General features: G+C 71.7%; 10 protein-coding genes and 3 pseudogenes. 7 read left to right on the forward strand and 6 right to left on the reverse strand.

Annotated features, from left to right (window positions below; translation table 11 throughout):
• The first annotated feature begins 33 nt into the window (after positions 1–33).
• Together RIU97_RS36695 and RIU97_RS36700 are read left to right on the forward strand one after the other, a co-directional pair.
• Complete coding sequence (locus RIU97_RS36695; protein WP_404961795.1) at positions 34–1,140, forward strand: NAD(P)H-dependent flavin oxidoreductase; 1,107 nt, start codon at positions 34–36, stop codon at positions 1,138–1,140.
• Positions 1,141–1,154: 14 nt separating this feature from the next.
• Positions 1,155–2,708, forward strand: a complete 1,554-nt coding sequence (locus RIU97_RS36700; RefSeq protein ID WP_404961796.1) for an acyl-CoA synthetase — start codon at positions 1,155–1,157, stop codon at positions 2,706–2,708.
• Positions 2,709–2,787: 79 nt separating this feature from the next.
• Here RIU97_RS36700 and RIU97_RS36705 read toward each other — a convergent pair whose 3' ends face one another.
• The gene (locus RIU97_RS36705; RefSeq protein WP_404961797.1) at positions 2,788–3,264 is read right to left on the reverse strand and encodes a hypothetical protein; all 477 of its coding nucleotides are present in this window, start codon (positions 3,262–3,264) and stop codon (positions 2,788–2,790) included.
• Positions 3,265–3,448: 184 nt separating this feature from the next.
• Between RIU97_RS36705 and RIU97_RS36710 the strand changes: the two genes are divergently transcribed.
• Positions 3,449–4,579: a calcium:proton antiporter gene (locus tag RIU97_RS36710; protein WP_404961798.1), complete on the forward strand. Its 1,131-nt coding sequence runs from the start codon at positions 3,449–3,451 to the stop codon at positions 4,577–4,579.
• A gap of 27 nt (positions 4,580–4,606) precedes the next feature.
• Here the strand turns inward: RIU97_RS36710 and RIU97_RS36715 are convergent.
• Positions 4,607–5,618: pseudogene (locus tag RIU97_RS36715) on the reverse strand (penicillin acylase family protein); the annotation flags it as partial.
• A gap of 658 nt (positions 5,619–6,276) precedes the next feature.
• On the opposite strand from RIU97_RS36715, the gene RIU97_RS36720 reads away from it, so the two are divergent.
• Together RIU97_RS36720 and RIU97_RS36725 are read left to right on the forward strand one after the other, a co-directional pair.
• On the forward strand, positions 6,277–7,401 hold the full coding sequence (locus RIU97_RS36720) for a helix-turn-helix domain-containing protein (protein WP_404961799.1): 1,125 nt from the start codon (positions 6,277–6,279) through the stop codon (positions 7,399–7,401).
• A gap of 55 nt (positions 7,402–7,456) precedes the next feature.
• Positions 7,457–7,954 carry an RICIN domain-containing protein gene (locus tag RIU97_RS36725; protein WP_404961800.1) on the forward strand — a complete coding sequence of 166 codons (498 nt, stop codon included), beginning with the start codon at positions 7,457–7,459 and terminating at the stop codon, positions 7,952–7,954.
• A 184-nt stretch (positions 7,955–8,138) separates the two neighbouring features.
• Here RIU97_RS36725 and RIU97_RS36730 read toward each other — a convergent pair.
• Positions 8,139–8,381 (reverse strand): annotated as a pseudogene (locus RIU97_RS36730) (penicillin acylase family protein); the annotation flags it as partial.
• A 128-nt stretch (positions 8,382–8,509) separates the two neighbouring features.
• On the opposite strand from RIU97_RS36730, the pseudogene RIU97_RS36735 reads away from it, so the two are divergent.
• Positions 8,510–9,460, forward strand: a pseudogene (locus RIU97_RS36735) (AMP-binding protein); the annotation flags it as partial.
• Between the two features lie 57 nt (positions 9,461–9,517).
• On the opposite strand, the gene RIU97_RS36740 reads toward RIU97_RS36735, so the two are convergent.
• Positions 9,518–10,390: a YhjD/YihY/BrkB family envelope integrity protein gene (locus RIU97_RS36740; RefSeq protein WP_404961801.1), complete on the reverse strand. Its 873-nt coding sequence runs from the start codon at positions 10,388–10,390 to the stop codon at positions 9,518–9,520.
• 71 nt (positions 10,391–10,461) lie between these two features.
• On the reverse strand, positions 10,462–11,790 hold the full coding sequence (paaK, locus tag RIU97_RS36745) for a phenylacetate--CoA ligase PaaK (RefSeq protein ID WP_404961802.1): 1,329 nt from the start codon (positions 11,788–11,790) through the stop codon (positions 10,462–10,464).
• 107 nt (positions 11,791–11,897) lie between these two features.
• On the opposite strand from paaK, the gene RIU97_RS36750 reads away from it, so the two are divergent.
• Positions 11,898–12,749, forward strand: a complete 852-nt coding sequence (locus tag RIU97_RS36750; RefSeq protein ID WP_404961803.1) for an alpha/beta fold hydrolase — start codon at positions 11,898–11,900, stop codon at positions 12,747–12,749.
• Positions 12,750–12,850: 101 nt separating this feature from the next.
• On the opposite strand, the gene RIU97_RS36755 is transcribed toward RIU97_RS36750, so the two are convergent.
• Positions 12,851–14,482 carry an acyl-CoA synthetase gene (locus RIU97_RS36755; RefSeq protein WP_404961804.1) on the reverse strand — a complete coding sequence of 544 codons (1,632 nt, stop codon included), beginning with the start codon at positions 14,480–14,482 and terminating at the stop codon, positions 12,851–12,853.
• Between the last annotated feature and the right edge of the window lie 27 nt (positions 14,483–14,509).

Raw genomic sequence — 14,509 nt, forward strand, 5'->3', positions numbered from 1 at the left:
CCTCGCATGCCGGGCTGCGGCATCCTGCCGCCCATGGAGACGGAGCTGAGCAAGAAACTGGGAGTCGAGCACGCCATCTTCGGCTTCACGCCCTTCCCGGCGGTCGCCGCGGCCATCACCCGCGCGGGTGGCTTCGGCGTACTCGGTGCGGTCCGCTACACCGCTCCCGACGACCTCAAACGCGACCTCGACTGGATGCAGGCGCACACCGACGACAAGCCCTACGGCCTCGACGTCGTCATGCCCGCCAAGAAGGCCGTCGACGGCATCAGTGAAGCCGACATCGAGGCGATGATCCCGGCCGGGCACCGCGCCTTCGTCCGCGACACCCTCGCCAAGCACCACGTGCCCGAGCTGGCCGAAGGCGAGGCCTCCGGCTGGCGGATCACCGGCTGGATGGAGCAGGTCGCCCGCAACCAGCTCGACGTCGCCTTCGACTACCCCATCAAACTCCTGGCGAACGCCCTCGGTTCCCCGCCCGCCGACGTCATCGCCCGCGCCCACGGCCACGGCGTCCTCGTCGCCGCCCTCGCCGGCAGCGCCAAGCACGCCCGCCGCCACGCGGAAGCCGGCATCGACATCGTCGTCGCCCAGGGCTACGAGGCCGGCGGCCACACCGGCGACATCGCCACCATGGTCCTGGTCCCCGAGATCGCCGAAGCCGTCGCCCCGCTCCCGGTCCTCGCCGCCGGCGGCATCGGCAGCGGCGAGCAGATCGCCGCCGGACTCGCCCTCGGCGCCCAGGGCGCCTGGCTCGGTTCGCTCTGGCTCACCACCACCGAGGCCGACCTCCACTCGCGCGCCCTCACCGAGAAGCTGCTCGCCGCGGGCTCCGGCGACACCGTCCGCTCCCGCGCCCTCACCGGCAAGCCCGCCCGTCAGCTGCGCACCGAGTGGACCGACGCCTGGGACGACCCGGAGGGTCCGGGCGCGCTCCCCATGCCCCTCCAGGGCCTGCTCGTCGCCGAGGCCGTCTCCCGGATCCAGAAGTACGAGGTCCAGCCGCTGCTCGGCACCCCCGTCGGCCAGATCGTCGGCCGGATGAACAGCGAACGCAGTGTCCAGGCCGTCTTCGACGACCTCACCAGCGGCTTCGAGCGCGCCATCGACCGCATCAACCGCATCGCCGGCCGGGCCTGAGAGGTGTGATCAGCATGAGTGACCAGCCCCCCAACGGCTTCTGGGCCCAGGCGGCCGCCGACCCCGAGCGCACCGTCCTCGTCACCCCCGAAGGCGAGGAGTGGACCGCCGGCCGGCTGCACGCCGACGTCAACCGCCTCGTCCACGGCCTGCGCGCGGCCGGCCTGCGGAAGGGTGACGTCTTCGCCGTCGTCCTCCCCAACGGCGTCGAGTTCCTCACCGCCTACCTCGCCGCCTCCCAGGCCGGCTTCTACCTCGTCCCCGTCAACCACCACCTCGTCGGCCCCGAGATCGCCTGGATCGTCTCCGACTCCGGGGCCAAGGTGCTCATAGCCCACGAACGCTTCGCCGACGCCGCCACCGCCGCGGCCGACGAGGCCGCCCTCCCCGCGGGCCACCGCTACGCCGTCGGACCGGTCGCGGGCTTCCGCCCGTACGGGGACCTCCTCGCCGGGCAGCCCGGGACGGTCCCCGAGGAGCGCACCCTCGGCTGGGTCATGAACTACACCTCCGGCACCACCGGCCGCCCGCGCGGGATCCGCCGCCCGCTGCCCGGCAAGCTGCCGGAGGAGACGTACCTCGGGGGCTTCCTCGGCATCTTCGGCATCCGCCCCTTCGACGGCAACGTCCACCTGGTCTGTTCGCCGCTCTACCACACGGCCGTCCTCCAGTTCGCGGGCGCCGCCCTGCACATCGGGCACCCGCTGGTCCTGATGGACAAGTGGACCCCGCAGGACATGCTGCGCCTGATCGACCGGCACGCCTGCACGCACACCCACATGGTCCCCACGCAGTTCCACCGGCTGCTCGCGCTCCCGCAAGAGACGAAGGACGCGTACGACGTCTCCTCGATGCGGCACGCCATCCACGGCGCCGCGCCCTGCCCCGACCACGTCAAACGGGCGATGATCGACTGGTGGGGCGGCTGCGTGGAGGAGTACTACGCGGCGAGCGAGGGCGGCGGCGCCTTCGCGACCGCCGAGGACTGGCTCAAGAAGCCGGGAACCGTGGGCAAGGCCTGGCCGATCAGCGAGCTTGCCGTCTTCGACGACGACGGAAACCGGCTGCCCGCCGGGGAACTGGGCACCGTCTACATCAAGATGAACACCGGCGGCTTCAGCTACCACAAGGACGAGGGCAAGACGAAGAAGAACCGCATCGGCGACTTCTTCACCGTCGGCGACCTCGGCCTGATGGACGAGGAGGGGTACCTCTTCCTCCGCGACCGCAAGATCGACATGATCATCTCCGGCGGGGTGAACATCTACCCGGCCGAGATCGAGTCGGCCCTGCTCACCCACCCGGCCGTCGCGGACGCCGCCGCCTTCGGCATCCCGCACGCCGACTGGGGCGAGGAGGTCAAGGCGGTCATCGAACCGGCCGAGGGCTTCGTCGCGGGCGACACGCTCGCCGCGGAGATCCTGCACCACTGCGAACGCCAGCTCGCCGGCTACAAGCGCCCCAAGACCGTCGACTTCATCGAGACGATGCCGCGCGATCCGAACGGCAAGCTCTACAAGCGGCGGCTGCGCGACCCGTACTGGGAGGGCCACGACCGGGCCATGTGATCGCGCGGGTTCCGGCCGATTGGGCTGATCGGGCTGATCCGCCGGTCCCGCCCGTCCCGCCCGTCCCGCTGATCCCGCGTCACCAGTGGGTGAAGTCGTAGATCGCCGCGCAGTCGCCGATCCGCGCGGCCGGCCCGGCCGCCGGGGCGGCGCCGGCCGTCCGGTCGACGTACAGCCCTACCGCGGCGGGGCCGACCAGCAGGAAACCGGCGAGCAGCAGCCCGGGCTCGGGGTCCGGATCGCTGCCGTAGTGCCCGATCACGGAGACGGTGCCGCGGAGCGCGTCGGTGAGGTCGTACGCGGGCTCCTCCAGGAACCGCCGGGTCGCGGGGCGGGCGTCGACGACGGGGATGCCCAGGCCGTCCACGGACGTGGCGGCGGCCGGGTCCGGTCCGGTGGCGGCCAGCTGCCGCAGCACCGCGGCGATGACGCTCCACGGGACGTCGCAGTCGGAGGAGTCCTCGACCAGGGGGAGGTCGTAGGCGACCGAACCGTCCAGGTCGCGGCCGTCCCACAGGACCACGCGGGTGGTGTCCGGGCGTTCCGGCGGCTGCACCAGCCCGCCCGGACCGCGACGCGGTCAGCCGGTTCAGGTCCTCCCCGGTCCAGGGCGAGGGGTGCGTCTGGGGACACCGCACCAGACGCCCGTCACGCCTGACGCCCCGCCACGTCCGACACTTGCGCCACGCGTGACACGGACGACACCGCACTTGAGGGGCATTTCTGGCAAGTTTGCATATATGAGTACGGCTACCCGCAGATCCGCCCTGACCGACTGGACCCTCGTGGTCCCCCTGGTGGCGCTCGTCGCGCTCGTCCTCAGCTGGGGACGCGACCTGCCCGCGCTCGGGGTGGTGCTGGTCGCGCTCTGCCTCGCGGGCGCGGTGCTGGCGGCCGTCCACCACGCCGAGGTCGTCGCCCACAGGGTCGGGGAACCCTTCGGCTCCCTCGTGCTCGCCGTCGCGGTCACCGTCATCGAAGTGGCCCTCATCGTCACTCTGATGGCCGACGGCGGGGCCAAGACCTCCTCGCTCGCCCGGGACACGGTCTTCGCCGCCGTCATGATCACCTGCAACGGCATCGTCGGCCTGTCCCTCTTCGTCAGGGCCCTGCGCAACCGGGTCGCGGTCTTCAATCCCGAGGGCTCCGGCGCGGCCCTCGCCACCGTCGCGACCCTCGCCGTCCTCACCCTGGTGCTGCCGACGTTCACCACGAGCACGCCCGGCCCGGAGTTCTCGACCGCGCAGCTGACCTTCGCCGCCGTCGCCTCGCTGGCCCTGTACGGCCTGTTCGTCGCCGTCCAGACCGTCCGCCACCGCGACTACTTCCTGCCCGTGGAGACCGGGCGGTCGGCCGGCGAGCCCGGCGGCCAGAGCGGCCAAGGCGGGAACGAGGACCACGCCGCCCCGCCCACCGCCCGCGCCGCACTGATCAGCCTCGGCCTGCTGCTGGTCGCGCTCGTCGCGGTGGTCGGCGACGCCAAGGCCGTCTCCCCGACCATCGAGAAGGGCGTCGCCGACGCCGGCCTGCCCAACGCCGTCGTCGGCGTGATCATCGCCCTGCTCGTCCTGCTGCCCGAGACCCTGGCCGCCGTCCGCGCCGCCCGCCGCGGCCGCGTCCAGACCAGCCTCAACCTGGCCTACGGTTCCGCCATCGCCAGCATCGGCCTGACCATCCCGGCCATCGCCCTGGCCTCGATCTGGCTCTCCGGCCCGCTCTTGCTGGGCCTCGGTCCGGTCCACATGGTGCTGCTCGCCCTGACCGTCGTGGTCAGCGCCCTCACCATCGCCCCCGGCCGCGCCACCCTGCTCCAGGGCGGTGTGCACATCGTGCTGCTGGCCGCGTACCTCTTCCTGGCCGTCAGCCCCTGAGGGCCGGCGGCCAGGAGGAGGCCACGGTCACCGCCGCTCGCGCGCCCAGACCACCTTCAGCTGCGGCGAGGAGAGGATGTCCCGCTCGCAGAACCGCGCCGTGACCCAGCGCTCCTGGGAGAACAGCCGGGTCTGGTCCGCGGAGTACGGCGAGCCGGGGTTCGAGGACTGGCCGTACGTCAGCAGGGTGCGCGCCACCGGGCAGTGGCCGCGGTCCCAGCCGACCGCCTGGATGCGGCTGGAGCCGTGCGTGACCTCCGGGTAGCCGCCGGCCGCCGCGTTCCACGGCGCCTCGATCTTGTTCCAGACGCCGAGGGCCTCCGTACCGCCGCCCACCGGCAGCTTCTGCCCGCCCCGCACCACGAACTGGTGCTCGCCCAGCGGGGCGTCCGGTGCGATCCCGGCGGCCCTCAGCTCGGCCACCGCGTCCGCGAGCGCCCGCCCGAGGCCGGGCGCCGCCTGGTTGAGCGTACGGGGGGGGTGCGGACGGGATCGGCCGCCGAGAACGGCACCAGCCACAGGTCCTGGCCGCGGTCGAAGCCGTCAGCCTGCGCCGGAACCGGTCGAAGAGGAGCGCGCCGCGGCTGGCGCTGTCGGTCGTACGGTCCCAGCCCGCCAGGACCGGGCAGGCAGCCGAGACGTCCACCGCGCTCCCGTCGCTGCCCGCGGCCGTGCCGCCGGGCAGCGCGGCGCAGGCCTTCGCCGCGTCCGCGGCCGCCAGGTCACCGGCCGGGACCCGGTTGGCGAACTGCTGCTTCTGCAGGTCGGACACGGTCAGCCGGCCCTTCGCGGCCATCGCCGAGACGTCCTCGAGCGCGCCGCGCGTGCGCAGGGAACGCGGGGTGGCGAGGTTGCCCCAGACCCGCTCGTAGCCGGTTAGCGGCCGCTCCGCATGGGCCGGCCAGGCGCTGTCGTTGGAGTTGACCACCAACACGGCCGGTGAGCGTGTGCTGGCTCCCAAAGGGCTTATGGCCGGCGCAAAATGCTGGCTCTCATCCGCCGCACCCTCCTGCCCGAGGGCGGCTTCGGCGCCGTCGACCGCGCCATGCGCTCACTCGGTCTCAACGGCGTGGTCCGCGGGCGAAGACCGAGAACCACGATCCCCAACCCGGGCGACGCACGGGCCCCGCATCTGCTGGACCGCGACTTCACGGCGGCCACAAAGCCCTGGGCCGCCAAAGCCGGCCGCAAGAACCGCGAGACAGGGGCCCGCGGTGGGCGTCTCCCTCGGAGGTGATCTTGCGGATGTCGAGGGCGAATCCCCATTGTCGGGCACGGAACGCGTGGGCGACTCGGTGGGTCTGTTCCATCGCCATCGCCATCGCCATCGCCATCGCCATCGCCATCGGGCTGGGGCGGGTGCCGAGCCGTACAGCCTGGGTCGTGATGGTCAAAGCGGGGTCCGCCGGTCTGGGCGCGGCAGGAGCGAGCGAGGAGCCGAGCAACGGTGTGCTGGAGGCCTGTTCAACGGATGTGGGGAGCAGGCGTCACGTCCGGAGTGCGTACCGCGATCCGGCAGTACCGCTCTCGGGCAGGACATGTCCCCAGGAGGCAGCGGCTCTGGACGGAGAGGGATGGCGGCAGGTAGTTCAGCCATCTCCGGCGACAGCCCGGCCATTTCGCCGGTCGCGAGTTGTGTCGCAGGAGCCAGCTGGCGAGGGTGGGCAGGCAACCGTGCGCTTCCAGAGGGGGGTCCGATGGCGTTCACGGAGTTCGACACGGCGGAGCTGCCCCGGGAGCAGCGCTTCGCCTGGTGGTGCGAGGTGGTCGGTCGGGGTGTGGCGCCGACCCGGATCACCAGTGATGAGGCCTCGGACTTTGCCGGGAGCTTCGGCTCCCTCGGCATGGGACGGCTCCAGCTGTCGACGATAACCTTCCCTGGGCTGCGGTCGAAACGTACTGCGGAGCTCGTCCGCCGCGGGGACCCGGAGACCTACGAGCTCACTCTGGTGCTGAGCGGGGCCATGGAGGTGTCGCAGCTTCGGAACGAAGCCCGGCTGTCCGCTGGTGACTTTGCCTTCTGGACGTCTTCAAGGCCCTATGGCGGTCGGGCGGTGAGCGAGCCGGGGACCGGTGGGCCACGGGCGATCATCCTGCATCTGCCTCGGGCCCTGGTCCCCGTGCCCGAGGACAGGATGAACCGACTGCTGGCCTGTGCCGTGCCGGGGGGAACCGGGATGGGCCGGATCCTGGCCGACCATCTGACCTCGGTGGCCCGGGAGGCGCCCGGATTGGATGCCCTGGACGCCGAGCGGCTGGGTATGGTGACCCTGGACCTGGCCGTGGGAATGCTCGCTGCCAGGACCGGCGCACAGGACCGGCTCCCTCCGGAGTCGCGGCACCAAATGCTGCTCGTCCGCATCGACCTCTTCATCCAGGACCACTTGGCCGACCCCCAGCTCTGCCCCGCTGCCATCGCGGCCCACCACCACATCTCCGTCCGGCTTCTGCACCAGCTCTTTCGCAGCCGGGGCGAGACAGTGTCGGCGGCGATTCGCCGGCGCCGCCTGGAGCGCTGCTACGCGGACCTCGCCGACCCCAGTCTGTTGGCTGTCCCCGTACACGCCATCGGCGCGCGGTGGGGCCTGTCGGGTCCGGACCGGTTCAGCCGTTCGTTCCGCGCCGCCTACGGCATCCCGCCCGGCGAGTACCGCCGGACGGCGCTGCCGCGCACGTCGGGAGGAGCGTGTCGCCGGACGCCGGCTGACATCGGCCCCGGTTGCTCCTGGCCCGTGCGCATAGGAACAAGTCTTTCTGCGCTGGATGCCAATGACGGACGCACCGATCGGCGAACAGACTTGTCAGGTACTGACACCCGATAGGCCACCGGCCCGCCCGGCTGCGCGGTTCCGGTACGCCACCAACTGAGGGAGATTCGTGAACTTTCACGTCCGCAAGGGAGCCATGGTGCTGGCCGCCGGAATCGTCCTGCTCGTAGGCGGTGTGACCGCACCGTCGGCCAGCGCCTCGGCGATGGATTCGGGGCCGTTCACGTGGGTGAACGCGAACTCGGGCAAGTGCCTGGAGATCTGGTCGTACTCCACCGCCAACGGCGCCGACGCCAACCAGTGGGATTGCTACGGAGGTTCCACCCAGAAGTGGTACAGCTCCAACCTGAACGGCTGGGGCACTCTCCGCAATGCGAACTCGGGTAAGTGCCTGGAGATCCGGGGCGACTCCACCGCCAACGGCGCTGCCGCCAACCAGTGGGACTGCAACGGCTCCGCCACCCAGCAGTGGAACTGGACCCCCTCGGGCACTCTCATGAACGGGAACTCGGGTAAGTGCCTGGAGATCCGGGGGGACTCCACCGCCAACGGCGCCCGCGCCAACCAGTGGGACTGCAACGGCTCCGCCACCCAGCGGTGGCGCTGAGCCAACTGCCCGCAGTACCGCCCCGAGGCTTGGGTACGCCGGGTCGGTGCTCCGGGTGGCCAGGGTAGGGGCGGCGGGAGTAGCGCTGGCCTCACGCCAACGCCGAGCGCCGCCGTGCGGGTCTCGCGTGTGAGTGCAGGAGAGGTCTGCGGAACCGGAGGACGACTGAGGCGCTGCTGCGCACCACCGGAACGAACCCGTCGGCGAGGACACAGACCTGGTCGGCCGCCTGAGCCCAGCCGGTGCCGAAGCCGAGCTGGGCGTAGTCGCGGGCGGGGATGTGGGGGATGCCGTTCTCGGTGTACCGGATGACGGCGGACAGACCGCCGCCGGCCGGTATCCGGTTACCGGTCGCCGCCGAGGCCTGCGGCATCGCGGCCGTCGCGGCGAGCAGCGGGGCGCCGGTGAGGGCGACGCGGCGGAGTATCGGACGGGTGCCGAGTGCAAGGTGCCTCCCAAGTAGCCTGCGGATGGGCGTGGTTGCCCGCGGGACAGGCGGTGCGTCCGTGCCCCCACACCCATGCAGGCGGTCCGATGATCTGTCAACATCCCGAGGCGCTGGACCTGGCCGAGGAGGACCGGCCGGTGCACTCGCTCCCGCTGTACCACTCGGCGCAGATGCACGTCTTCCTGCTGCCGTACCTCGCGGTGGGGGCGCGCAACACCATCCTGGACGCGCCGGTCGCGGAGCAGGTCTTCGACCTGGTGGAGGCGGGGGAGGCGGACAGCCTCTTCGCCCCGCCCACCGTGTGGATCGGCCTGGCCAACCACCCGGAGTTCGCGTCGCGTGAGCTGGGCGCGCTGAGGAAGGCGTATTACGGGGCCTCGATCATGCCGGTTCCGGTCCTGGAACGGCTGCGCGAGCGGCTGCCCGGGCTCGGCTTCTACAACTGCTTCGGCCAGAGTGAGATCGGACCGCTGGCCACCGTGCTCGGGCCGGACGAGCACGAGGGGCGGATGGACTCCTGCGGGCGGCCGGTACGCCACGTCGAGGCGAAGGTCGTCGACGAGGACGGCAAGGACGTGCCGGACGGAACGGCGGGCGAGGTGGTCTACCGCTCGCCGCAGCTGTGCCTCGGCTACTGGAACGACCCGGTGGCCACGGAGAAGGCCTTCCGGGACGGCTGGTTCCGCTCGGGCGACCTCGCGGTGCGCGATGCGCAGGGGTACTTCACGGTCGTGGACCGGGTGAAGGACGTCATCAACTCGGGCGGGGTGCTGGTCGCCTCCCGCCAGGTGGAGGACGTGTTCCACGCCCACCCGGGGGTGGCGGAGGCGGCGGTGGTCGGGCTGCCGGACGGGCGGTGGATCGAGGCGGTCACGGCGGTCGTGGTGCCGCGCGGGGAAGTGACCGAGGCGGAGCTGATGACGTACGCACGGGAGAGGCTGGCCCACTTCAAGGCCCCGAAGCGGGTGCTCTTCGTGGACGCCCTCCCGCGCAACGCCAGCGGCAAGATCCTCAAGCGGGAACTCCGTGACCGCTTCGGAGACACCTCCGCCTCCTAGGGCTGGCCCTGCGGGTCAGCGGGGACCCGGCCTGCGCGGTCAGTGCGTCCGGCGTGGTCAGTGGGGCGGGCGCGGCCAGTGGGGGTGCGGGGCGTGGGGCGGGAAGGCCTCGGGGGGCAGGAGTCCGCTGTGGCGGAGGCGCCGGAGGGTGAGGTGTTCGTGGACGAGGCGGCCGACGAGTGCGCCGCCGTAGACCACGAAGCCGACGCCGACCAGCCAGGACTGGACGACCAGCAGGGTGCCGAAGGGGCCGTAGGTCACCGCGTTGGACGCGATGAGCGGGGAGAACACCAACTGCGAGAAGAGCCGCAGCCCCAGCAGGCCGAGGCTGGTCGCCACCGCTCCCGGCACCAGGGCCCGCCAGCGGACCCGGCCGCCGAGCAGCAGACGCTGGGAGGCGACGAAGAACAGGCAGGTGCCGAGGAGGTCGCCCCCCGTGCCGAGGATCGTGCCGATGGCGTCGTTCGAGGGCGCGGGGATCTCGACGAGCAGGGCGAGGTAGCAGACCAGCAGAGCGAGCCAGACGACGTGCCGCCACATGGTGTGCCAGCGGGCGGTCGGCAGGTCCCAGACCTTCTCGTACCCGGTCTGCACGGCCGAACCGAAGGTCAGGCCGAACACGGCGAGCGCGGCCAGACCGAAGGCGGTGGTCCGCTCCAGCGCCAGGTCCGCGGCACTGAACAGCATCTCGACCCGGGCCCGCGAGGACGACGCCACCCCGAGGGCCTGGCCGAGCCACCGGCCGAACCCGGAACCGCTGCCCGGTGCGGCGGCCGCCACGACCACCAGCAGCGGCACCAGCGTGAGGAACCCGAGGGCCGCGAAGCCCATCGCCCGGTGCATCAGCTCCATCTCCCGGCCCCGGCTCCAGGCCAGCCCGATGTGGGAGCCCTGGAGCCGGTCGTAGAGCTGCCGGAAGATCGAGGTCACAGGTCATGCACTACCCGCGAGAGCGATCCCGCTCCCGGGAGCCGCCCGGAATAGGGCCCGAAGGGGTGGTTTCAGCCGCCCGGACGCGTGTCCGCGACCTCCCCCGCACTGCGGAGGTCCACCAGCCGCTTGATCTTCCCCACCGAACGCTCCAGGGTCTCCGGGTCGACCACCTCGACCCGGACGGAGACCCCGATCCCCTCCTTGACGGCCCGGACCACCTGGGCGGCCGCGGCCCCCCGCCCCGCCGCGTCCGTCTCCCGGCGCGCCTCCACCCGTACCGTCAGGGCGTCCATGCGTCCCTCCCGGGTCAGCCGCAGCTGGAAGTGCGGAGCCAGGCCGGCCGTCCGCAGGAGTATCTCCTCGATCTGGGTCGGGTACAGGTTCACCCCACGCAGGATGATCATGTCGTCGCTGCGGCCGGTGATCTTCTCCATCCGGCGGAACGCGGGCCGGGCCGTGCCGGGCAGCAGCCGCGTCAGATCCCGGGTGCGATAACGGATGACGGGCATGGCCTCCTTGGTGAGCGAGGTGAACACCAGCTCGCCTTGCTCTCCCTCCGGCAGGACCGCGCCCGTCAGTGGATCGACCACTTCCGGGTAGAAGTGGTCCTCCCAGATGTGCAGGCCGTCCTTGTGCGAGGCGAACTCCTGCGCCACACCCGGGCCCATGACCTCGGACAGGCCGTATATGTCCACCGCGTCTATGCCGAGCCGCTCCTCGATCTCCCGGCGCATCTCCTCGGTCCACGGCTCCGCGCCGAAAATGCCGGTGCGGAGCGAGGTGGCACGGGGATCGATGCCCTGGCGCTCCATCTCGTCGAGCAGGGTCAGCATGTAGGACGGGGTCACCATGATGACCTCCGGCCGGAAGTCCTCGATCAGCTGTACCTGACGGTCCGTCATCCCGCCCGAGGCGGGCACGACCGTACAGCCGAGGCGCTCCGCACCGTAGTGCGCGCCGAGGCCGCCGGTGAACAGCCCGTAGCCATAGGCGATGTGGACGATCTGGCCGGGCCCGCCGCCCGCCGCACGTATGGACCGGGCCACGACATCCGCCCAGGTGGAGAGGTCCCCGTCGGTGTACCCCACGACCGTGGGGCGCCCGGTGGTGCCGCTGGAGGCGTGGATGCGGCGCACCTCGGAGCGGGGCACGGCGAACATACCGAAGGGGTATTGGTCGCGCAGATCGGCCTTGGCGGTGAAGGGGAACAGGGCGAGATCGGCGAGCGAGCGGCAGTCGTCCGGATGGACGCCCGCCTTGTCGAAGGCCTGCCGGTAGAACGGCACGTCTTCGTACGCACGGTGCAGGGTCGCGCGCAGCCGCGTCAGCTGGAGGGCGGCCAGCTCGTCGCGGCTCAGCCGCTCGCCTTCGTCGTGGAGATCCGCCTGCACCGCCATGTCGTCACCTCATCCTGAATGAACCGAACGATCATTCGGTAGATTGCCAGGACCGGGCAGGCTAAATCAATGACTCGAACGAGTGATCGTCTGTTGTGATGGCTCCCATGCCTACCTTCACCACCTACGACGGAACCGAACTCGCCTATCACCTGCAAGGCGAGGGCGAACCGCTGATCTGCCTCCCGGGCGGCGCCATGCGGGCCTCCGAGTACCTGGGCGACCTCGGCGGACTGGCCGCCGGCCGCCGTCTCATCCTGCTCGACCTGCGCGGTACGGGCGACTCCGCGATACCGGCGGACGAGTCGACGTACCGCGTCGACCACCAGGTCGCCGACGTCGAGGCGCTCCGGATCCACCTCGGCCTGGAGCGCATGGACCTCCTCGCGCACTCGGCCGGCGGCAACCTCGCCCAGCTCTACGCGGCCGCGCACCCGCAGCGGCTGCGCCGGACCGTCCTGGTCACCCCCACCGCGTGGGCTGTGGACCTCCCGGTCACCCCGGAGCAGCGGCTGGAGGGGGCACGGCTGCGCGCCGGAACCGAGCCGTACGACACGGCCATCGAGGCCTACGAGCGCATCCTCGCGGGCGACGGCCGTGGTGAGGCGGACTGGGACCTGGCCGCGCCGCTCTTCTACGGGCGCTGGGACGAGAGGGCCCGGGCGCACTGGGCGGCGAACGGACGGCAGCAGAACGAGAAGGCCGCCGACGCCTACGCGGGCCCCGGCGCCTTCGACCCGCCCGCCACCCGGGAAGGCCTGCGGCAGGTCACGGGCGAGGTGCTGGTGCTGGCCGGGGAACTGGACGGCAACCCCCGTCCGGCGCTGGCGGCCCGGCTCGCCGCGTTGTTCCCCGCGGGATCGCTCGACGTCCAGTCCGGGGCCGGGCACTTCCCGTGGATGGACGACGGCGGCTGGTTCGCGGCCCGGGTGGAGCACTTCCTGTCCGTGGGTGCCTGACCGGCGCCGCCCCGTCTCAGACGCCGGCGGGGCTGGTTGCGTGCCGGCGGGGGAGGGTGAGGCGGGCCGGGGGTCTCCGGACCCGGTCCGCCTCGGCACCCCTAGTTCGCCGTGTGCGCCTCCGTCGCCACCGCCTTCGCCCAGCGGTAGTCGGCCTTGCCGCTCGGGGAGCGCTGGATGGCGGGTGCGACGACCAGTTGGCGGGGGATCTTGTAACCCGCCAGGCGGGTGCGGCAGTGGCTCTGGATCTCGTCCAGGGTCGGCACCGGGGAACCGGCGCGGACCTGGACCACCGCGGCCACGTGGCTGCCCCACGTCGGGTCCGGGACACCGGCGACCAGGGCGTCGTACACGTCGGGGTGGGACTTCAGCGCCTGTTCCACCTCCTCCGGATACACCTTCTCGCCGCCCGTGTTGATGCACTGCGAGCCCCGCCCGAGCACCGTGACGATGCCCTGCTCGTCGACCGTCGCCATGTCGCCGAGCAGCACCCAGCGCTCCGCGCCCTTCTGGAAGAAGGTCTCGGCGGTCTTGGCCGGGTCGTTGTAGTAGCCGAGCGGTACGTGCCCGCGCTGCGCGAGCCGCCCCGGCACGCCGACCGCGACCGGCTCGTGCGTCACCGGGTCCACCACCTGCGTACGGTCGTTGACCACCAGGCGGAAGCCCTTCTCCGGCCCGGAGTCGTCCGCAGCCCGGCCGTTGGAGCCGGACTCGGACGACCCGAAGTTGTTCAGGAGCAGCACGTTCGGCACCAGCCGCTGGAACTCGGCGCGCACCGTCTCCGACATGATCGCCCCGGACGAGGACACGCTGAACAGCGAGGACAGGTCCGTGCCCTGGAGCGGGCCCTTCAAGGCGTCGATGAGCGGCCTGAGCATCGCGTCCCCGACCAGCGACACGCTGGAGACCTTCTCCTTCTCGATCGTACGGAGCACCTCTTCGGGCGCGTACTTGCGGTGGATGACCACCCGCTGGCCGTAGTTGAAGGCGATGAACGAGGTCAGGGTCGACGTGCCGTGCATCAGCGGGGGAGCGGGGAAGAAGGTGAGCCCGGCCCCCTTCGACGCGACCCGTTCGGCCAGCTCCTCCGGCCGCTTCACCGGCTCGCCCGACGGCTCCCCGCCGAAGAGCCCGGCGAAGAAGAGGTCCTCCGCCCGCCACATGACGCCCTTGGGCATGCCCGTCGTACCGCCGGTGTAGATGATGAACAGGTCGTCGGGGCTGCGCGACGGGAAACCCCGCCCGGGCGAGCCGGCCGCCTCGGCGTCCGCGTACGCCACCGGCGCGACCGAGGGCTCCGGGGCTCCCACGGGGACCTCTCCGACCCGGATCAGGTGGCGGAGCTTCGTCGTCTGCGGCAGCGCGGCGGCGACCCGCTCGGTGAACTCGCCCTCGAAGACGAGCGCGGCGAGATCGGCGTCGTTGTAGAGGTAGACCAGCTCCTCCTCCACGTACCGGTAGTTGACGTTCACCGGGACCAGCCGGGCCTTCAGGCAGGCCAGCACGGTCTGCAGGTACTCGATCCCGTTGTAGAGGTGCAGCCCCAGGTGCTCGCCGGGCTTCAGGCCGCTGTCCAGCAGGTGGTGCGCGATCCGGTTCGCCGCCGCGTCCAGTTCCGCGTACGTGAGGCGGCGCTCGGCGCCGGTCCCGGGGTGGTCCACGTAGACGAGGGCCTCACGGTCCGGGACCACGTCCACGACCGACTCGAACAGGTCGGCAAGGTTGTACTCCACCGTTCCTCCTGACCCCGATTGTTCCCG

Origin of the sequence: Streptomyces sp. 147326 (assembly GCF_045000215.1) — a bacterium.
In the GTDB taxonomy this organism is placed as follows: domain Bacteria; phylum Actinomycetota; class Actinomycetes; order Streptomycetales; family Streptomycetaceae; genus Streptomyces.